At 66.6% G+C, this 19948-nt stretch carries 18 protein-coding genes, 1 pseudogene and 1 riboswitch; of the genes and pseudogenes, 16 read left to right on the top strand and 3 right to left on the bottom strand.

What is annotated here, in order from left to right:
* The first annotated feature begins 60 nt into the window (after nucleotides 1-60).
* The 13 genes from glyA (at nucleotide 61) to PV764_RS10480 (ending at nucleotide 13064) form a co-directional block, all read left to right on the top strand.
* Entirely contained in the window at nucleotides 61-1314 is a 1254-nt protein-coding gene (gene glyA / locus PV764_RS10540) for a serine hydroxymethyltransferase (protein WP_102789012.1), read from the top strand.
* A 1-nt stretch (nucleotide 1315) separates the two neighbouring features.
* Nucleotides 1316-1738, top strand: coding sequence for a hypothetical protein (locus PV764_RS10535; protein WP_019182519.1), 423 nt, complete (start codon nucleotides 1316-1318; stop codon nucleotides 1736-1738).
* 108 nt (nucleotides 1739-1846) lie between these two features.
* Nucleotides 1847-2368 carry a transcriptional regulator NrdR gene (gene nrdR, locus PV764_RS10530; protein WP_019182518.1) on the top strand — a complete coding sequence of 174 codons (522 nt, stop codon included), beginning with the start codon at nucleotides 1847-1849 and terminating at the stop codon, nucleotides 2366-2368.
* 70 nt (nucleotides 2369-2438) lie between these two features.
* Entirely contained in the window at nucleotides 2439-3521 is a 1083-nt protein-coding gene (gene ribD, locus PV764_RS10525; protein WP_421116573.1) for a bifunctional diaminohydroxyphosphoribosylaminopyrimidine deaminase/5-amino-6-(5-phosphoribosylamino)uracil reductase RibD, read from the top strand.
* Between the two features lie 189 nt (nucleotides 3522-3710).
* Nucleotides 3711-3850: riboswitch (FMN riboswitch) on the top strand.
* A 75-nt stretch (nucleotides 3851-3925) separates the two neighbouring features.
* Entirely contained in the window at nucleotides 3926-4528 is a 603-nt protein-coding gene (locus PV764_RS10520) for a riboflavin synthase (RefSeq protein ID WP_046272747.1), read from the top strand.
* Entirely contained in the window at nucleotides 4525-5640 is a 1116-nt protein-coding gene (gene ribB, locus PV764_RS10515; RefSeq protein ID WP_019182515.1) for a 3,4-dihydroxy-2-butanone-4-phosphate synthase, read from the top strand. Before PV764_RS10520 ends, ribB begins: the two co-directional genes overlap by 4 nt.
* A 184-nt stretch (nucleotides 5641-5824) precedes the next feature.
* Nucleotides 5825-6292, top strand: coding sequence for a 6,7-dimethyl-8-ribityllumazine synthase (ribH, locus tag PV764_RS10510; protein ID WP_019182514.1), 468 nt, complete (start codon nucleotides 5825-5827; stop codon nucleotides 6290-6292).
* Nucleotides 6289-6768, top strand: a complete 480-nt coding sequence (nusB, locus tag PV764_RS10505) for a transcription antitermination factor NusB (protein WP_019182513.1) — start codon at nucleotides 6289-6291, stop codon at nucleotides 6766-6768. Before ribH ends, nusB begins: the two co-directional genes overlap by 4 nt.
* Nucleotides 6769-6776: 8 nt before the next feature.
* Nucleotides 6777-7739, top strand: coding sequence for a thiamine-phosphate kinase (thiL, locus tag PV764_RS10500; RefSeq protein ID WP_019182512.1), 963 nt, complete (start codon nucleotides 6777-6779; stop codon nucleotides 7737-7739).
* A gap of 196 nt (nucleotides 7740-7935) precedes the next feature.
* Complete coding sequence (locus tag PV764_RS10495) at nucleotides 7936-8670, top strand: CS1 fimbrial subunit B flags: Precursor (RefSeq protein ID WP_421116572.1); 735 nt, start codon at nucleotides 7936-7938, stop codon at nucleotides 8668-8670.
* A gap of 109 nt (nucleotides 8671-8779) precedes the next feature.
* Nucleotides 8780-9274: a CS1 type fimbrial major subunit gene (locus tag PV764_RS10490; RefSeq protein WP_026069669.1), complete on the top strand. Its 495-nt coding sequence runs from the start codon at nucleotides 8780-8782 to the stop codon at nucleotides 9272-9274.
* Between the two features lie 162 nt (nucleotides 9275-9436).
* Complete coding sequence (locus tag PV764_RS10485) at nucleotides 9437-11842, top strand: TcfC E-set like domain-containing protein (RefSeq protein WP_421116571.1); 2406 nt, start codon at nucleotides 9437-9439, stop codon at nucleotides 11840-11842.
* Between the two features lie 34 nt (nucleotides 11843-11876).
* A complete protein-coding gene (locus tag PV764_RS10480; protein ID WP_421116570.1) occupies nucleotides 11877-13064 on the top strand; it encodes a hypothetical protein in 1188 nt (395 codons plus the stop codon).
* A 44-nt stretch (nucleotides 13065-13108) separates the two neighbouring features.
* Here PV764_RS10480 and PV764_RS10475 read toward each other — a convergent pair.
* The 3 genes and pseudogenes from PV764_RS10475 to PV764_RS10465 all read right to left on the bottom strand — a co-directional run bounded on the left by PV764_RS10475 (nucleotide 13109) and on the right by PV764_RS10465 (nucleotide 15231).
* A pseudogene (locus tag PV764_RS10475) lies at nucleotides 13109-13519 on the bottom strand (hypothetical protein).
* 416 nt (nucleotides 13520-13935) lie between these two features.
* Nucleotides 13936-14658, bottom strand: a complete 723-nt coding sequence (locus PV764_RS10470) for a fimbrial biogenesis chaperone (protein WP_046272751.1) — start codon at nucleotides 14656-14658, stop codon at nucleotides 13936-13938.
* Nucleotides 14659-14715: 57 nt separating this feature from the next.
* Nucleotides 14716-15231 carry a fimbrial protein gene (locus PV764_RS10465; protein ID WP_019182506.1) on the bottom strand — a complete coding sequence of 172 codons (516 nt, stop codon included), beginning with the start codon at nucleotides 15229-15231 and terminating at the stop codon, nucleotides 14716-14718.
* A 495-nt stretch (nucleotides 15232-15726) separates the two neighbouring features.
* Between PV764_RS10465 and PV764_RS10460 the strand changes: the two genes are divergently transcribed.
* Genes PV764_RS10460 through PV764_RS10450 form a run of 3 tightly spaced genes read left to right on the top strand, consistent with a single transcriptional unit; the run spans nucleotide 15727 to nucleotide 19760 of the window.
* A complete protein-coding gene (locus tag PV764_RS10460) occupies nucleotides 15727-18183 on the top strand; it encodes a fimbria/pilus outer membrane usher protein (RefSeq protein ID WP_421116661.1) in 2457 nt (818 codons plus the stop codon).
* A gap of 34 nt (nucleotides 18184-18217) precedes the next feature.
* Entirely contained in the window at nucleotides 18218-18727 is a 510-nt protein-coding gene (locus PV764_RS10455) for a fimbrial protein (RefSeq protein WP_421116569.1), read from the top strand.
* Nucleotides 18728-18764: 37 nt separating this feature from the next.
* Entirely contained in the window at nucleotides 18765-19760 is a 996-nt protein-coding gene (locus tag PV764_RS10450) for a fimbrial protein (RefSeq protein WP_421116568.1), read from the top strand.
* Nucleotides 19761-19948: the final 188 nt, after the last annotated feature.

Here is a 19948-nt window from a genome sequence, read left to right as displayed (position 1 = left end):
CGCCCGGGGACTACAATCCAAGGCTCGCGCTGTACCCCCTCTGCCTGCCTGGAGTAAACGATGTTCCCGCGTGACGTCCGCATCGAAACCTACGATCCCGAACTGGCCAAGGCCATCGCCGCCGAAACCCAGCGCCAGGAAGACCATGTCGAGCTGATCGCCAGCGAGAACTACACCAGCCCGGCCGTGATGGAGGCCCAGGGCAGCCAGCTGACCAACAAGTACGCCGAAGGCTATCCGGGCAAGCGCTACTACGGTGGCTGCGAATATGTGGACATCGCCGAACAGCTGGCGATCGACCGCCTCAAGCAGCTGTTCGACGCCGACTACGCCAACGTGCAGCCGCACAGCGGTTCGCAGGCCAACCAAGCGGTGTACTTCGCGCTGCTGCAGCCCGGTGACACCATCCTGGGCATGAGCCTGGCCCACGGCGGTCACCTGACCCACGGCGCCAAGGTCAATGCCTCGGGCAAGCTGTTCAACGCTATCCAGTACGGTGTCGACGAAGCCGGCCTGATCGACTATGACGAGGTCGAGCGCCTGGCCCTGGAGCACAAGCCGAAGATGGTCGTGGCCGGTTTCTCGGCCTACTCGCAGGTGGTGGACTGGGCACGCTTCCGCGCCATCGCCGACAAGGTCGGTGCCTACCTGTTCGTGGACATGGCGCACGTGGCCGGCCTGGTCGCCGCCGGCGTCTACCCGAGCCCGCTGCCGCACGCCCACGTGGTCACCTCCACCACCCACAAGACCCTGCGCGGCCCGCGTGGCGGCATCATCATCGCCAAGGGGGCAAGCGAAGAACTGCAGAAGAAGCTGCAGTCCATCGTGTTCCCGGGCATCCAGGGCGGCCCGCTGATGCACGTCATCGCCGGCAAGGCCGTGGCCTTCAAGGAAGCGCTGGAGCCGGGCTTCAAGGCCTACCAGCAGCAGGTGGTCAAGAACGCCCAGGCGATGGCCAACACGCTGATCGCGCGTGGCTACAAGATCGTGTCCGGCGGCACCCAGAACCACCTGATGCTGGTCGACATGATCGGCAAGGATGTCTCGGGCAAGGATGCCGAAGCCGCGCTCGGCCTGGCCCACATCACCGTCAACAAGAACTCGGTGCCCAACGACCCGCGTTCGCCGTTCGTGACCTCGGGCCTGCGCCTGGGCACCCCGGCGGTCACCACGCGCGGTTACGTGGAACAGGACTGCGTGGACCTGGCCAACTGGATCGCCGACGTGCTCGATGCCCCGGCTGACGAGGCCGTGATCGCCCGCGTGCGCGATGCGGTCAGCGCGCAATGCCGCAAGTACCCGGTCTACGGCTGATATGGACGAGGGCCGGCAACGGCGTATCTACGCCGTGCTGGCCCTGGTCTGCGGCATCGTGGGGATGGCTGGCGGTGGCACCTTCGCCGCCATCGGGGTCTGGGTCGCATGGGTCGAGCCGGCCTATCTGGACCGGGCCTCGCGCCTGGTGATTGGCGGCTGGGGGGCGGCCGGCCTGATCGGGATCGTGGGCTGGCTGTGGTTGAGTGGCCGCTATCTCCGAAAGGGACGCACCGGCCTGCGCGATGCCGGGCCTTGGCCGTGGGCTGCATTGGGCCTTGGCGTCCTTGCCGCCCTGGCGGTGGTCGGCATGGCATTCTGGCAGGCCGTCGCGAGTCCGATGGCACTGGTTCTGCTGCTGGCCGGGCCGCCGATGCTCTCCTGCGCGGCGCACCTGCTGTGGCTGCGCCGGCAGCCGGCCTAGGCTGGGCTGGCCTCTGCCCCCTGCCATTTGCTGTTGCCTGTCTCTCTCAGGTACCGTTGCGACGCTGCCGTGACCGCGGCATGACGTTTTCCCGATGCAAGGCGTTCCATGTACTGTCCGTTCTGCCAGCATGCCGATACCCGTGTGATCGATTCGCGCGTCTCTGAAGACGGCGCGACGATCCGGCGTCGCCGCGAGTGCGAGGCCTGCAACGAGCGCTTCAGCACCCTGGAAACCATCGAACTGAAACTGCCGGCGATCGTCAAAAGCGACGGCAGCCGCGAGGCCTTCGATGCGCGCAAGGTCCGCAGCGGCTTTGATCGCGCGCTGCAGAAGCGTCCGGTGCCTGAAGACAAGATCGAGCTGGCGGTGCGCGCGGTGATGCAGCAGGCGCGCATCTGTGGCGAACGCGAAATCCCCTCGATCAAGGTCGGCGAGTTCGTGATGAACGAACTGCGCAAGCTGGACCATGTGGGTTACGTGCGCTTTGCCTCGGTGTACCGCAGCTTCGAAGACGTGGCCGATTTCCGCGAGGAGATCGAGAAGCTCGAACGCGAGCTGCCCTCCAGCACCGAGCAGTTGCAGTTGCTCGGCGATGTGATCGCGCTGACCAAGAAGAAAAAGGGCTGAGCCCCGGCCGCATCGCGGCCACCCCGGCTGGGCTACCATCGCGGCTGCACGCCGCCAGATGATCCCCGCCATGACCGATTTCTCCGCTCTCGACCATCAGCACATGGCGCACGCGCTGCGCCTGGCCGAACGTGCCGCGTACACCGCGCGGCCCAATCCCATGGTGGGGTGCGTGATTGCCCGCGATGGGGTCGTGGTGGGCGAGGGCTGGCACCAGCGCACCGGCGGCCCGCACGCCGAAGTGTTCGCGCTGCGCCAGGCCGGTGAGCAGGCCCGCGGCGCCACCGCCTACGTCACCCTGGAGCCCTGCGCGCACCACGGGCGCACACCGCCGTGTGCACTGGCCCTGATCGACGCCGGTGTCAGCCGCGTGGTGGCCGCGATGCGTGATCCCTTCCCGAAGGTCGACGGGGGCGGCTTCGTGCTGCTGCGCGAGGCCGGCATCGAGGTGGCCGAAGGCCTGATGGCCACGCAGGCGCGCGAGCTCAACAGGGGCTTCCTGTCGCGCATCGAGCGCGGCCGGCCGTGGCTGCGGGTGAAGCTGGCCGCCAGCCTGGATGGCCGCACCGCGATGGCCGACGGGACATCGAAGTGGATCACCGGCGCGGCCGCGCGCGAGGATGTGCAGCACTGGCGCGCGCGTGCGGGTGCGATCCTGACTGGCGCCGACACCGTGCTGACCGACGACCCGATGCTGACCGTGCGCCTGGCCGACACCGACGTCGTGCCGCCGCTGCGCGTGGTGCTCGATTCACGCCTGCGTTCGCTGGAATGCGCGCGGGTGCGCGAGGGTGGGGCGCCGACACTGTATGTGCATGACGCCGCGGTCAGCCCACCGGATGCGGCTGATGCCGAATTCGCCACTGCGCCCAGCGTCGATGGCCGCCTGGATCTGGGGGCGGTGCTGGCGCTACTGGCTGAGCGTGGCATCAACGAAGTGCACACCGAAGCCGGTGCGACGCTGGCCGGTGCATTGCTGGCCGGCGGTTGGGTCGACGAACTGCTGCTCTACCAGGCGCCCACGCTGCTCGGCGAACATGGCCGGCCGCTGCTGTCCGGCCTGGGCATCCACGCGATGGAGCAGCAGCGTCGGCTGCGGGTGGTGGACCAGCGGCAGGTGGGGGCAGACGTGAGGCTGTTGATGCGCCCATAAAAAACGGGCCCCTTGCGGGACCCGTTCGATCATGGCGCGGCGCGGACGCTGCAGCTCGATCAGTAACCGACGTGTGCGCCGTCATATCCACGCGGCGCAGCACTCAGTCGCGTAGCTTAACACTTATTTAACTTAAAGCCCCCAGTCAGGGTGCCCTGTTACACTAGCCGGGCCGGTTCGCCGGTACATAAACGTCTTCAGGGCGGGGTGCGATTCCCCACCGGCGGTAGGTGCGCAAGCACGAGCCCGCGAGCGCTTCCCGGCCCCCGGTCAGCAGATCCGGTCCAATGCCGGAGCCGACGGTATAGTCCGGATGAAAGAAGACGGTGCGGCCGGGCCTTGTGCCCGGCGTGCACCTATATGCCTTGCGGCGTTTTTCGCTCACTTTCCGCGGAGAACGTTACGTGTTTACTGGAATCATCGAAGGCGTCGGCCGTCTGGCCGCACGCGAGTCCCTTGGCGGCGATGTCCGCTTCACCTTCAACGTGGGCACCCTGCCGTTCGAGAACGTGCAGATGGGCGAGAGCATCGCCATCAACGGGGTCTGCCTCACCGTCATCGCATTCGACGCCAGCAGCTTCCAGGCTGACGCCTCGACCGAGACTCTGGGCCTGACCACGCTGGGTCGGCTGGCCGACGGCGCCGTCATCAACCTCGAACGCGCGATGCGCCCGACCGACCGCCTCGGCGGCCATCTGGTCAGTGGCCATGTTGATGGCCTGGGCCAGGTGTTGTCGGTGCATGACGACGCGCGTGCCCAGCGCTGGCGTTTCGCCGCGCCGGCCGCGTTGCTGCGCTACATCGCCAAGAAGGGCTCGATCTGCGTGGACGGGGTCAGCCTGACCGTCAACGAGGTGGACGAGCAGGGCTTCGAGGTCGCGCTCATTCCGCACACCGTCGCCAACACCGCCTTCGCTGCCACCGCCGTGGGCAGTGCGGTCAATCTTGAAATCGATCTGGTCGCCCGCTACGTCGAACGTTTGCTGGGTGCAGGAGCACGCGCATGAATTTCGCCCCGATTCCCGAGATCCTCGAGGACATCCGCCTCGGCCGCATGGTCGTCATCGTCGATGACGAAGACCGCGAGAACGAAGGCGACCTGATCATGGCCGCCGAGCTGGTCAAGCCGTCGGACATCAACTTCATGGTAACCCATGGCCGTGGCCTGGTGTGCCTGCCGCTGACCCGCGAGCGCGCTGCCGATCTCGGCCTGGCGCCGATGGTCCAGGCCAACACCGCGCAGTTCCAGACCAACTTCACGGTCAGCATCGAGGCCGCCGAGGGTGTCACCACCGGCATCTCGGCCTACGACCGCGCGCACACCATCCGCACCGCGGTGAAGCCGGACGCCAAGCCGGCCGACCTGCACCAGCCGGGCCACATCTTCCCGCTGATCGCCCAGCCGGGCGGCGTACTCACCCGCGCCGGGCATACCGAGGCGGGCGTGGACCTGGCCATGCTGGCCGGGCTGGAACCGGCCGGCGTGCTGGTGGAGATCCTGAATCCGGACGGCAGCATGGCGCGCCGCCCGGAGCTGGAGGTGTTCGCCCGCGAGCACGGCCTGAAGATGGGTTCCATCGCCGACCTGATCGCCTACCGCCTGGCCACCGAGAAGACCGTCGAGCGGGTGGACGAGCGTGAGATCGAGACCGAGTTCGGCCCGTTCACGCTGGTCACCTACCGCGACCGGATCGCCCACGACCTGCACTTCGCGCTGGTCCGCGGCACCCCCGATACCGAGCCGACCCTGGTCCGGGTGCAGGTCGAAAACCCGCTGGCCGATCTGCTGCACTGGCGTCGCGACGATTTCGGCGTGGCCTCCACCGATGCCCTGCGCGCGATCGCGGCTGCCGAGCGTGGCGTGATGGTGGTGCTGTCGGCCCCGCGCGACACCAACAGCCTGCTGGCCCGCCTGCGCCAGCAGCCGCAGCCGGTGGTGCCGGGCAAGGACAAGGATGTGAGCCAGTGGCGCCGCAACGGCGCCGGGGCCCAGATCCTGTCCGATCTGGGCCTGGGCAAGCTGCGCGTGCTGGGCACCCCCCGCCGCCAGATCGGTCTGGCCGGGTATGGCCTGGAAGTGGTCGAGACGGTGGGGAACACGTCATCGCATTCGCGCTGACGCCCCACGATCTGCTTTGCAAACTGCGGGTCCTTCCTGGCCTCATCCAGACTCCCGCCGCTTCGCGGCAGCCCCCTGACCCAGGGGGGCTGCTGCACCCGACCCGTCCCGTAACGCGCAGCGGCCCGGCTACACGCGGCCATGCGCTAGAATATTCACCTATTAAATGGACCCCACGCCGAACATGAGCCATTACGAAGGCGACCTCCGTACTCCGGAAAAGGCCCGTTTCGCCATCCTCGCCAGCCGCTGGAATGCCCGCATCACCGACGTGCTGGTCGCCGGTGCGCGGCAGAGCCTGGCCGGCAATGGGATCGACGAGTCCGCCATCGACGTGATCCGCGTGCCCGGCGCGTGGGAACTGCCGCTGGTCGCCGCGCGCCTGGCCGCCGCCCATCAGCATGCCGCGATCATCACCCTGGGCTGCGTTATCCGGGGCGATACCCGTCATTACGAACACGTCGCCGACCGCTGCGCGGAAGGCCTGATGCGCGTGCAGCTGGATTTCGGCGTGCCGGTGCTCAATGGCGTGCTGGCGGTGGAGCGGGTCGAGGATGCCGAAGCCCGCGCGGGTGGCAGCCACGGCAACAAGGGTGAGGAAGCCGCACTGACGGCGTTGGAAATGGTCAATCTTCTGGAGCAGCTGCCATGAACAAGTCAAACCCGGGCAAGCCCTCCGGTAAGCCCGTCCGCCGTGATGGCGTCGATCCGGTGCTGCGTTCGCGCGCCCGCCGTCGTGCGCTGCAGGCAATCTATGCGTGGCAGATCTCGGGGGGCAACGCGCAGAGCGTGATCGCCCAGTTCGCCCACGAACAGGCCCGCGAGATCGCGGATCTGGCCTACTTCGAAGCGCTCGTGCACGGCGTGCTCGACAACCGCAAGGACCTGGACGCGGCGATCGATCCGTACCTGGACCGCGGCATCGAGGAAGTGGATGCGATCGAACGCGCCGCGCTGCGCGTGGCCGCTTATGAAATGCGTTACCGCCTGGACGTGCCGTACCGCGTGGTGATCAACGAAGCGATCGAATCGGCCAAGCGCTTCGGTTCCGAGCACGGCCACACCTACGTCAACGGGGTGTTGGATCGCGCCGCCGTGGAATGGCGCAAGGTCGAAAACGGGGGCTGATCGGCCCCATGTCCCTGGCTGAATTTGCCCTCATCGACCGCATCCGGGCGCGCACCGTCGAGCGCGACGACATCGTGCTCGGCATCGGCGATGACGCTGCACTGCTGCAGCCGCGCCCGAACGAACAACTGGTGGTCACCGCCGACACCCTCAACAGCGGGGTGCATTTTCCGGCGGAGACCCCGGCGTTCGACATTGGCTGGAAGACGCTGGCCGTCAACCTGTCCGACCTCGCCGCGATGGGCGCACGCCCGGCCTGGTGCACGCTGGCGCTGTCGCTGCCCGAGGCCAGCGAAGACTGGATCGATGCGTTTGCCGATGGCTTCTTCGCCCTGGCCGACCAGCACGACATCGCGCTGATCGGCGGCGACACCACGCGTGGCCCGCTGTCACTGTCGGTCACTGCGATGGGGCAGGTGTCACGCGGCCAGGCACTGCGCCGCGACCGCGCACAGGTGGGCGATGACATCTGGGTGAGCGGCACACTCGGCGATGCCGCCGGTGCGCTGCGCCTGTGGCAGCAGGGCGCATTGAACGTGGCCACCGCCACCTTGCTGGCCGACTACGAATGCCTGCGCCTGCGCCTGCTGCGGCCCACCCCGCGCGTCACCCTGGGCCTGCGCCTGCGTGCATTCGCGCACGCAGCCGTGGATATCTCCGATGGGTTGCTGGCCGATCTGGGCCACATCGCGGCGCGCAGCGGTGTCCGCGCCGACGTCGATGCCGATACGCTGCCCATCTCACCGGCGTTGCGTGAACTGCTGGGCCGCGACGCGGCCCGCGAGTGCGCGCTGCGCGGCGGCGATGATTACGAACTGTGTTTCACCGCCGCCGCCGACCAGCGCGACGCGCTGCACTTCGTGGCCGAATCGCTGGACCTGCCGATCACCCGCATCGGCCGTATCGCCGAGGGGCAGGGCGTGCACACCGAAGGCCACGACGGCCCGAGCGGATACGAGCACTTCGCCTGAGTGCGGCAGGGATTGGTGTCCTGCCGGTACGCGGCTGCGGGCAAGGGGCCATGGTGGCCGGCCATGCTGGCAGCACGGGCGATGAGCATTTAGGAATTCTCCGAATTCGCCGCTGCGCGCTTCGGCTTACAACTATTTTCATAGCCGTGCGTTTGACGCGACGACACACTTCACGCTCCTGAAAACGAGCGGTCCCATGTCACGTGTCGTCCACGTCCTGCTGCTGTGTGCGCTGGCGTTCCCCAGTCACGCCAGCGCACCGCAGATCAATGTCGGCGTCCTCTTCGACTACCTGCAGCCCGGCAGCAGCAACCTGCTCAAACGCATCCGCAATACCGGCGCCGGCACCGCCTACGTCCGGGTGGAAGTGGCAGAGATCGTTTTCGATGCCGATGACAAGCCCGTCGAAGTTCCGGTGGATGCGCCATCGCTGGTGCGCAACGCGCCTGGGGCGCATGGGGTCATCGCCAGTCCCAGTCGCCTGATCATCGCAGGCAACGGCCAGCAGGCCACACGACTGGTGTATCGGGGCCTGCGCGACGAGGAACGCTACTACCGCCTGCGCTTCGTGCCGGTGGCGCCGAGTGCCGAGGAATTCTCGCTCAGCGAGGAACAGGCACAGCAGGCCGCAGAGCTTTCCTCGGCCATCCGCGTGTTCACCGGCTTCGGCACCGTGCTGTTCATCGCGCCACAACACCCGCGCTATGACACCCGCATCGAATCCGGCCAGATCCACAACCACGGCAACGCCACCATTGTTCTGGAAAACCTGCGCCAGTGCGAGCGGGCCAAGGTCGACGCCTGTACGCCCGGAATCATCGTGCACGTACGCCCCGGTCACTCTCACGTGCTGGCGTCTGACGATACGCATTTCATCCGTTACGACCTGAAGGAGGGCGAACACCAGCGCAGCATCGACAGCCGCCGCTGACCGTCCTTTCCCCACCAACGCCATTGTCCCGCCCGGGCCCGCCAGGAGTCCGATGGGACAGCTTTGCCCTTGTCCTGGCTTTTTTACCCACTCACCCAGGAGTATCTGAATGTCCTTCTTGAAACACGCGATGGCGGCTGCGGCAGTCCTGCTCATCGCCCCGGCCGTCAGCTTTGCGGCTACCGAAACCAAATCGATCACCGTCAATGTGTCGGCTGACGTGCCCAACGTTGCCGGCCTGCAGGTGTCCACGCCGGACGGCTGGGAAGGCCTGCCGCAGAATCTGCCGTGGGATACCGCACGCCAGGTGCTCGGCGAACTGACCGGTCGCGTGATCAACGTGAAGTCGCCGGCTGCCATCACCGCCTATCTGTCCGCGCCGGCGCAGATGGCCTCGGCCGCGGATGTCGTAGATCTGGCGGTGAAACTGGACAACGTGGTCGTGCCGGCAACGGCCGCCGCCAAGATCACCGTTGCCAACGCAGCCCAAGCTGCATCCGGCAAGTCACTGGCCTTCGCCATCGCGCCTACCGAACCGGGCGGCGGTTACAAGCAGGGTACTTACGGCGGTCAGTTCCACATGATCTTCGAAAGCGACATCTGACGCCTGCCGAGCTATGTGCCTTCCTGCCCCACCGCGCGTGCGGCAGGAGGGCCAATGCCATCTATGCGCCTTTCACGCCTACATCCGCGACCGGTTCCGCTGCGACTGGCGGTTGCCATTGCCGCCATGCTTGCTGCTGCCTCGGCGCAGGCGACAGCAGGCGTGCCAGACGCACAGGTCAGCCTGCTGGAGCAGCGCGACCGCATGCCTGCGGAGTTCCGCGAGCATCTGTTCGGCAATCCGCTGACCGTGCGCGTGGAACTGGACGGGCAGTACCTGGGCGACGCCGAAGTACTGCTGCATGAAGACAACCGCGTACAGCTGATCGGCTTCGTCGAAAGCATCGACAGCCCGTGGCCGCAGAGCGAGCGCACGCGCTGGGCCGAGCAGCTGGCCGAACCGCTGCCGCTTGGCATATGCGCGCCGCAGTGCCGTGGCCTGGCCGCGCTGCACTACAGTCTGGCCAATTCGCTGCTGAGCCTGTTGACGCCGGCAACTGCCAGTGCGGAACAACGCAACATTGCCCTGCCGGCGTCCGGCAGCCACGGCTTGATCGTACGTAACAGCCTGGCCGTGCATGGCGGCCAGGACCAGCCGGCCAGCGCACGCTACAGCGCTGAACTGAGTGGCAGCATCGGTCTGTGGAGCACGGTTGGCAGCTACCAGTATTACGCCCAACCCGGCAGCACGGAGCACTATCTCAGTGCGCTGTATGCACAACGCGAGCTCGGCGATCATTTCGTCCGCGCGGGCTATTTCCTGCCCACGTTCGAGGGCATCATCCGCCAGCCACGCGCGCCGGGTACGCAGAATGACACCGCGCTGGGAGTGATGTTCGGTTCGTCGGATGTACTGCTGGCCGATACGCGCAGCGCCAGCGTCTATCCGGTCTATGTCACCGCCAACCGCGAGGGTGTGGTGGAGATTCTGCGCGACGGCAACCTGCTGGCCACACAGGCCGTGAAGCCGGGCGTGCAGGAGATCGACACGCGTCGCCTGCCAGGCGGCATCTACGATGTGGTACTGCGGGTCATTGAAGACGGCCAGGAGGCCTCGCGCGAAACCGCCTCGATCCACAAACCCAGCCGTTGGCGTGATCCCACTCGACGCTGGCGCTACAGCGCGTTCGCCGGCCAGCAGCGCAGCCTGCTCGACAGCGATCGTTCAATGCAGGAGGGCGAGATCGCCGCCGGTGCGGTGGTCAACTACCTGTTGCACCCGCGCGCAGTGGCCGGTGCCACCGTGCAGCAGATCGGCACGCGCCGCGCCACCGGCCTGTCGATGGACTGGCAGGCCAGTGATCGCTTCAGCGCCTACACCAATTTCTACACCTCCAGCGATGCCGGGCGCGGCGTGGATCTGCAGGGACTGTATCGCTACCGTGCCGGTTCGGTGGTCGCCAACCATGCGCGCAGCTGGGCAGAGCAGCGTCATCGGCTGCCCGCCAGCGAGGGTGCGCCGCCACGTTGGGAAACCCGGGGAGGCTGGCAGGACACCACGGCCGTATCGATCACCCATCGCTTCAGTCACCGCGACAATGCCAGCCTGCGCGTGGCCCGCAGTTCCGGCTTCACCCGTGGCACCGGCATCGACGTTTCCTACGGTCGCCGCGAGACCCTGTTCGGCAGGCATGACGTCAACTGGCGTGTCTCGGCCTACGACCGTCCGGGCAGCCGCTTCACCCACTATCGCCGCCAGCGCGGCATCGATCTGACCGTCAGCGTGTCTCTCGGCAGCGAGCGTCGCAGCTACAGCGGCAGCCTGGGCAGCCGGACCGGCGAAGCCGGCCAGCGCGACGGCTACGTCACCGCGGTCGCCACCCAGCGTGTGGATGGGAAGATCCTGCGCAGCGTCAATGGCATGGTCACAGCTGAACGCAGCGGCATTGGCGCGGGCGCCGGTGCCTATCTGCAGAGTCCACTGCTGGAAGGCGATGTACAGCTGTATCGCGGTGCCGGTTCTGGCCACGTTGGCGGCAGCGCCAACCTGGACAGCACCGTGGTGATCGGGGGAGGACATGCTGCCGTGCTGGGCCAAGGACGCAGCGGCAGCGTGGACACCGGCATCATCGTCGACGTGCGCAGTGACTTCCGCGATATCACGTTGCGTGCCGACGACAGTCGTGGCGGTGGCGTGCAGCTGCGCCCGGGACGCAACTTCGTTCCGGTCACCGCCTATCGTGCGGGACAGGTGCAGTTCGACTTCCACGGCCGGCACGCGCCTGCGGCGGCGCTGCAGCCGTCGACCATCAGCTACCACCTCAACAAGGGCGGCGTGGTGCACACCACGGTGGATGTACTGCGCACCTTCACCGTGATGGGTCAGGTACTGGATGCCGATGGCAACGGCATGCGCGGTGTGCAGGTGATCAACCACGCCGGCCGCAGCGTCAGCCAGGAAGAAGGCTTCTTCACCCTTGAACTCAGCGCACGCGCGCCGGTGGTCGAGTTGCGCTATCCGAACCGGATCAGCTGTGTGCTGACCATGGAGGAGGGCCGTCACCCGCGCGAAGGCGATGTACTGATGGTGGGCGGCATCGGTTGTCCGCCGTCGGTGGTCGCGCACTAGCCCATTGTTCCGAAAAACCAGGCAGGTCTAAAGCATGACTATTGGAATCCGGCTGTTCCCGTTGCTGGCCGTAATGGCGGCGTTGCCTGCTACCGCACAGGTGGTGGACGTCAACGTCACCGGCGAATTCAGGCCCAACGCCCTGGATCCGGGCGATACCACATTCCGCAACACGACACCCCGGGGCAGCTTCTGCAACTGGAGGCCGGCCGAATGCGATAGAAACGGGGCCTATATCTTCGATCTCGGCAACCGTGAGTACTGGCGCAAGGAGGGGCCGAGCGACGACACATCAAGGCGTGATACCACCTACATCCGCTTCCCGCCGCCGCGTACGATCACCCTGCAGGAGGTGTCGAGCGGACGCACCTTCGAGGCGACCATCAGCTTTGCGGCGCTGTCCATGCGCATCAACTTCGGTGGTGGCGCCGATCCCTGGTACTACGGCGTCAGTGGAGGTTGCACGGCCATCCGCGGCGCCGGTGGGCGTGGATGGTCGCTGGGCGGTTGGGCGGTGCGGACGCCAGCCAGCCCCACCGAGTGCTACAGCACCAACACGCGGTATGCCCGCAGCTACTCCTACAGGAACGTGGGGCTCGGCATCCACGTTACCCTGCCCAATGCAATGACGCTGCAGGATGGCCGTTACATGGCCCAGGAAACCTGGACCACCGGCGGCGCCGGGGCCGACATCGATCTGGGCGACAACATCACCGGTGTCGAGGCCGTGCGCATGAACTTCGTGTTCGATGTGATCCACGATTTCCAGGTGCGCTTCGCCACCGAAGCGCCGCGCGTACAGTTGGCGCCCGAAGGGGGCTGGTCGCCCTGGATCGATCATGGCACTGCTCCGGCGAGGCTGCGCCAGGAGCTGCCGTTTCATCTGACCACGTCGATGGACTTCAGCATGAAGCTGCGCTGCCAGCACCACGTCGGCGACCAGTGCGGCATCCATGATCCGCAGGCGGACAAGCAGGTGCCGGTGGAGGTGGACGTCACCCTTCCGGGCATGAACAATCTGCGCGATGGTCGTCCGGCGCAGAACACCGTACTGCTGGCCGATGACGGTCAGGCACCGCGCTTCACGCCCGACGGTTACCTGATGCAGCGCCGTTCGACCCTGCGCTTCACCGCCGGGCGTGACGCGGTGCTGGAGATGGTGAAGACACCGGGCTCGCGCTGGGAAGGAGACATGACCGTGTTGTTCGACGCCAATCCCTGAGCCTGGGGCAGGGATTGGCGTGGTCGAGGTGCCGCGGAAGCTGGCTACGCTACCCGCAACTGCACATCCACATACTCGGCCAGCCCACGGCAGGCCAGCAGCAAGCCTTCGCGCACGTCATCGCCCACCTGCTGGTCGGCATCGCCGTCCACGCGCACACGCTCGATGGCGTGCAGCAGTTCCAGCAGCAAGGTCAGCCCGGCATTGGCGCGGTCGATGCGTGCCATCGCGAAACCAAAGCACTGCTTGCGTCCTTTGTCCGGCCAGGGCTGGCCATCGGCAGCGTCCACGTGGCGGATGCGCTGCAGGCAGCCGAGCAGGGTGATGCCTTCGTCGGCGTGGGCGCGCATCGTGCTGCCCAACGTGGTTTCCAGTGCTTAGGCCAGATCATCCGGCAGGCGTTCGACGGCGTCGCCCAATGTGGCGAACAGATAGGGATAGAGCGAAGAAGTCATGGCGGCGTCCTTGAGTGTGAAGCAAGGGGCCGCCCTCGCGCTGGGCGAGGGCGGCGGACGGTGCGTGGTTGCAATACCGGGGACCAACGCGTGTTAGCCGGCGGGCGCAAGGCCCCCACGCACCGCCCGCCATAGGGCACGGACGGATTGTCTGCCGACGCCGCCCAACAGGAAGGAGCGACGCCGGCAGACAAGCGTAAACAACGCGATAGTCCTACGGGATTGCAAGCCCGTGCCACCCGTTGTCGGTGGCGCGCCATGATGTGCACGCAGGTGCTGTTACACCAATCAGAAAACTTTCAAATTCGAAAACGTTGCAGATGCGTGTCGCATGCGCTGCGCTGAACCAGGCGCACATGCGCGTGCCAGTTGCGACATTCCTGCATGGCAGATGTCGAACGCATGCCCGGCTGCGTTCAACGCGCGACCGCGGCCTCGGCATCGCGCGGGGTGCCGTAATCGTCCAGCCACTGGAACGTCACCGACGACGGCATCGCCGCACCGCTCGGCAGCGGCAGCCGCACCTCGGCCCCCGGCGCGATCATGTCCGTCTCCACCGTGCGGCCGTCCGGCAGCGTCAACGTGCTGAGGGTCACGTGGTAGGCGCTGGGGTTGCTCACCTGCAGAGCGCCGCCCTGTGCTCGCCACTGCAGCTGGCCTGCGGCATCACGGGCATTGCCGGGCAGGCCAGCCGGGCGATGGAACAGCTTCACCCGGGTGCGCACGGCGAACTGCAGCAGGTTCTTGCCGGCGGCATCGGTGGGCTTGGGGGGAATATCCAGCAGATTGAAATAGAACACCGATTCGCGATCGGTGGGCAGCGGCGCTTCCGACGGCCGCGGCGCGTACGTCACGCGGTAGGCCTGGCCCTGGTGTGCCTGGAGCAGGCGCGGGTCGGCCGGGGTCAACCGGAAGGGGGTGCGCACATTTTCCGGCCGCGCATGGCTGTCGCCATCGTCGATCCAGACCTGCACCATGGCGGGCTGATCACCGCTGTTGGTCGCCTTTACGGTCACGTCGCGTCCCTTGCCGGCGTCATGCACGATACGCGTGCCCTGCAGGGTCACCGCCGCCGATGCGGGCAGCGCCACTGCGCCAGCCAGCAGCGCGGTCATCCACGTCATTGCACGAATCTTCATCGTCATTCCTCATCGGGTGGGAAGTGCCGGCCCGCTGACGGGCCGGCATGGCAGTGCTCAGTCGTACAGAACGACAAAGTCGCCAGTGGCGTTGGCGGAACCGGCAGTGGCGTTGCGGCCCGGCGACGAATACCAGGCGCTGTAGTCCAGCTGGCCCGTGCCGGCGGCCGGAATGTCGACCCACTGCAGCGGGTCTTCGCCCAGCTTCTGCTGGTTGCCGCTGGCGTCATACAGTGCAACGCCCACATTGGTGGCAACAGACGTCGCATCCAGGGCCAGGTTACCGGTGCTGCCATCGGGGGTGCCGCCGAAGCGCACGCCCACCTTCTGGGCTGCGCCGGAACCGGTGCAGTCGAGCAGGATGCTGAAATTCTTCATGCCGGCGCGGTCGGCGGCATTGACGGACGCCACATCCACTTTGCCCATCGGCACGGTGACGGTGCCGCCGGTGGCATCCACGGAACAGGTGCTGGTCATCAGTTCACCGGTGATCTCCAGCTTTTCGGCGAAGGCGGCGGGGGAAACAGCCAGTGCGAGCGCACTGGCAACGAGCAGATTCAATCGGTTCGACATGGGAATGTCCTTGGTTGGGTAAACAGGAGATCCGCACCGGCCGGGCCGGCGGATGCGCACAGTGTTCCCGGGCATGCTCGGCGGGAACATGCAATTAGTTGCAAGGTGCTTGTGCGATGCGTCGGTTCGTGCTTGCGGTAAAGCGCGCGGTCAGGAAACGACTTCAGCCCTGCGACAGCCGGTTGCAGGCAATCGGTGCGACAACCGCAACACATTCGATTGACTCTCTTTGCACCGCGAAAACAAGCCTGAATTGCCCTGAAACAGTCAGTGCATGGAAAGTCGCGTCTTTTCGTGCTTCGGTGTCGCTTTGCAACAAATTGCATGGGAAGGCGGAGGGGGGCTGTCTACGCTTCGGCCCACTTCGACTACGAGCGATGTCGGCTTCGGCCTCATCGAATGACGTTTTCCATGCAGAAGCGCCCTCTCCATCACCGCACACAGCGTCCTCTCATCAGCCGTCCGCTGGGAGCGGCCATCGCCCTTGCCATGGCGATGACGCTCAGCAGCTATGTCCGTGCTGATGCCGGCGGGCCACTGCAATTCAGCGAAGGGTTCCTGATCGGCGGCAAGTCCATCGACATGCAGCGCTATGCACAGGGTAACCCGATGGAGCCGGGCGTCTATCCGCTGGACGTAGTGGTGAATGGCCAGTTCCTGGAGAACCGCGACATCCGCTTTGTCGAGGCACCCGCACCGGTGGGCGCCACGCCATGCCTGCCCGTGGCCCTGTTGCGTCGATTGAATCTGAAAGACAGCTACCTGGCGGATCTGGAGCAGGACGACGATGCCTGCATTGCATTGGCTGCGCTGGTGGAAGGCGCAACGGTGGAGTACGACGCGGGCAACCTGCAGTTGCTGGTGAACGTGCCGCAGGCCGCGCAGGCGCGCAATGCGCGCGGCTACGTGGCACCGGACCAGCGCGACCATGGCGTTACCGCGGCGTTCTTCGACTACAACATCAACCACAACCGTGCGCAGGGCCAGAACGCCACGTACCTGGGCTTGAACACGGGCGTGAACCTCGGCGCTTGGCGCCTGCGCCATCGTTCCTCCTTCAGCCAGAGCAGCTACGGCTCGCGCCACGACGTCATCAGCAGCTACCTGCAGCGCGACCTGCCGGCGTGGAACAGCCAGCTGCTGCTGGGGCAGGGCAACACGGGCGGCGAGCTGTTCGAGTCGCTCTCGTTCACCGGCGTGCGCGTGGCCAGCGATGAACGCATGCTGCCCGATTCGCTGCGCGGCTTCGCGCCGGTGGTGCAGGGCATCGCCGAAGGCAACGCGATGGTGACCATCCGCCAGAACGGCAACATCATCCATGAAGTCAGCGTGGCCCCCGGCCCGTTCTCCATTGAAGACCTGTACCCGACCAACTTCGGCGGCGACCTCGATGTCACCGTCACCGAAGCCGACGGTCGCCAGCAGACGTTCACGGTCAACTTCTCCGCCGTGCCGCAGGCCCTGCGACCGGGGGCCAGTCGCTTCAGTGCCACGGCCGGTGAACTGCGCGATGCCCGTGGCGTGCGCGAATCGCTGCGCTTTGCCGAAGGTACCTATGCGCGTGGCATCAGCAACCACTTCACCGCCCTGGGCGGCATGCAGGTGGCAGAGGATTTCCAGTCCGCGCTGTTCGGTGGGGCGATCAACACGCCGCTGGGCGCGTTCGGCGCCGACGTCACCCACTCGCGCGCGCGCCTGGCCAATGGCGAGCAGATCACCGGCAACAGCTTCCGGCTGAACTACCAGCGCTACGTTGCGGCCACCGGCACCAACTTCGGCCTGGCCGCGCACCGCTACAGTACCCGCGGCTACCTTTCGCTCAACGACTTCGCGCAGGCGCGTGCGGACGATTGGGGCTACAGCAGCCGCGCCCGCCAGCGCTTCCAGTTGAATTTCTCCCAGCGCATGGGTGAGCGCAGCACGCTGTCGCTCAGTGGTGGCCACGTCCGCTACTGGGATGGCGCTGCAACGCAGAACGACCTGCAGCTGCGCTTCCAGAGCACGCTCGGCCGCGCCAATTACAGCCTCTCGGCGATGCGCTACCGGCAGGGCGATGGCCGCCAGGACACCCGCTACTCGGCCACCTTCAGCATCCCGTTGGGCAAGGCGCCCAGCGCACCCCGCCTGAGCACGCAGCTGGCGCAGTCGGCCCGCGGCGAGCAGGCGCAGCTGGGCGTGAGTGGCACGCTGGGTGCAGACCAGCAGCTGAACTACAACGTGTCCGCCAACGCTGCCAGTGAGGGCGCGAGCGGCGCCAGCGCCTATGCCTCCTACCGCGGTGGGCATGGCACCGTCACCGCCGGCTACAGCCGTTCGGGTGATTACAACGCTTTCAACGCCAGTGCGGCCGGCAGTGTGGTGCTGCATCGCGATGGCATCAACTTTGGTGCGCCGGTGGGCGATGGCTTCGCCCTGATCCAGGCCGACGGTGCGCAGGGCGCGCGCATCGGCTATGGCAGCGATGTGCGCATCGGCCGCAACGGCTACGCGCTGCTGCCGCATGTCAGCCCCTACCGCTGGAACCAGATCGAGCTGGATCCGTCCGGCTTGTCGATGGACGTGGAGCTGCTGCAGACCTCGCAGCGGGTGGCACCGACCGCAGGCAGCATCGTGCGCGTGGCCTTCAACGCCACGCGGGAGCGCACGCTGTTCATCGATGCCACCGATGCGCTGGGCCAACCGCTGCCGTTTGCCGCACGCATCGAAGATGAGACCGGCCGCAGCTATGGCGCGGTGGGTCAGGGCGGTGTGATCCAGCTGCGCGGTGCGCCCGAACAGGGGCAGTTGATCGTCGACCCCGATGGCCCGCAGCGCTGCCGCCTCGAATACACCACGCCCGCCGCACCGGATGCCTACGGGCTGTCCTGGAGCCAGGCGGTGTGCACGCCCTTGCCGCCGCCCAGCCCCGGGTTGCAGGCCGCCTTGACCGCGGTCGATGCCACCTCGCTCTGAATCCTTTCCCTTACGTCACTTGCAGGAGTTTTCCATGAAGCTGTTCAACCGCATCGCCCTTTCTACCGCTCTGCTGGCCGCCGCGCCGGTGGCTCTGGCCGACAGCGCCACTCTCACCATCACCGGCCGGGTGCTGCCCGGCACTTGCACGCTCACCGCCGCGCCGATCGACCTGGACCCGGTGAAGGCCAGCGACCTCACCCCCGGCGCGGACAGCCAGATCAAGGCCGGCGCGCTGGAGTTCAACGGCTGCGTGGGCGTGAACAAGGCCGTGCTGTCCTTCGCCGGCACGCCCGCCGATGGCGATGCCGAGCGCTGGAAGAACACCGCCACCACCGATGAGGCCAGCGGTGTGTCGATCTCGCTGCTGGCCGGCACCACCGGCACCACTTATCTGAAGGACGGCGACACCGGCATCGATGTGCCGGTGACCGGCGCCACCGCGCGCTACGACCTGCGCGCGGCGTACTACGTGCCCACCGGTGCGGCGTTGAGCGCCGGTGACGTGTCCACCGAGATCGTGGTTACCGCTGACTACGAGTGAGCCGTTTCCGGCTCGAACGTGACCACAGGAGACAGATATGAATGCCCACACCTCGACCCACACGCCCCCCATCCAGCGCCGGGCCCGCAGGCTGCTGGCGACGCCGCTGCTGGGGCTGCTGTTCTGCGCAGGCAGTGCAGTTGCCTGTGTCGAGTACGGCATCAACCGCGACCTGGTACTGGACAAGATGTATGACACCTATCCTGAAGCGGGCAGGGTGGAGTTTGACCGGAAAAGTGCTGGACGTGCCTTCAGGGACTGCCCGGAAAAGCGGGACGTGCCGGTGTTCATGACGCTGGAGATGCCTGGCCTCACCTACCAGGGCGAGGTCACTTTCAAAGGAGCTACCTATCCTGCATATGCGGCGGCACCCGACGCCCCGCTGGTGATGTTCTACCACCACGTCGCCCATTCTGCAGACGGTGCGCTCCGCGTTGGCGAGGAGGTGCCCGGACTCTTCGAGATGAGCGGGCCAGGAGGAATTGAAGCGGCAATCCAGTACTGGGCAGTTGTCTTCTCCCGCGGTGGGCGCATGCGGACGCCACCGACCATGACCGGTACGATCACGTTGCGGGCGCCATCGGAACCCTCACTTGATCATCAGTCGATCGTGCAGTTGGATCTGAAGTTCCCCGCCGCGACCTGCCCACTGCAGGACAAGGCCGAAACCCTGCAGGACGTGCAGACGGCGGAGCTTGCCGTCCCCGGTTCCACCGCGAAAGAGAAGCTGGTCGCGATACGCATGGACTGCGGCGTGGATCCGCCGCGCGCGCGCATGACCCTCAGCGACGCCGGCGATGCGGGCAACACCGGCAGCCAGCTGACCCCCACCGCCGATTCCGATGCCGAGGGCGTGCGCGTTCAGTTGCTGCGCGGTGGTGCCGAAGTGCAGTTCGGCCAGACCTGGGATTTCGATCCGGGCGTGGGTGGCGTGCACGATCACCAGTTCACCGCGCGCTACATCCGCACCAACGATGTGCTGGTACCCGGAACCATCAAGGGCGAGGCCGTGCTGAACGTTGATTACTGGTGACGTTGAAGTGGCTGCACTGCGTCCCCCCGGCACCTGCGCCGGGCAGCTGGGCGTTCGCGCAGCGCGGTAGTGGGCGCTGCCCAGGCGCACTGCGGCCCCTTGCCTCGCGAGGTCGCTGCCATGCCGCTAGCGAGATTACAACTAATTGGATGGTGGGTGCGCAACACGACATCCACCATGCCGCTCCC

This window comes from Stenotrophomonas sp. AS1, assembly GCF_048957655.1.
GTDB classification, from domain to species: domain Bacteria; phylum Pseudomonadota; class Gammaproteobacteria; order Xanthomonadales; family Xanthomonadaceae; genus Stenotrophomonas; species Stenotrophomonas bentonitica_A.
The sequence above is the reverse complement of the archived record's forward strand: the minus strand, read 5'-3'. Positions and strand labels throughout refer to the sequence as shown.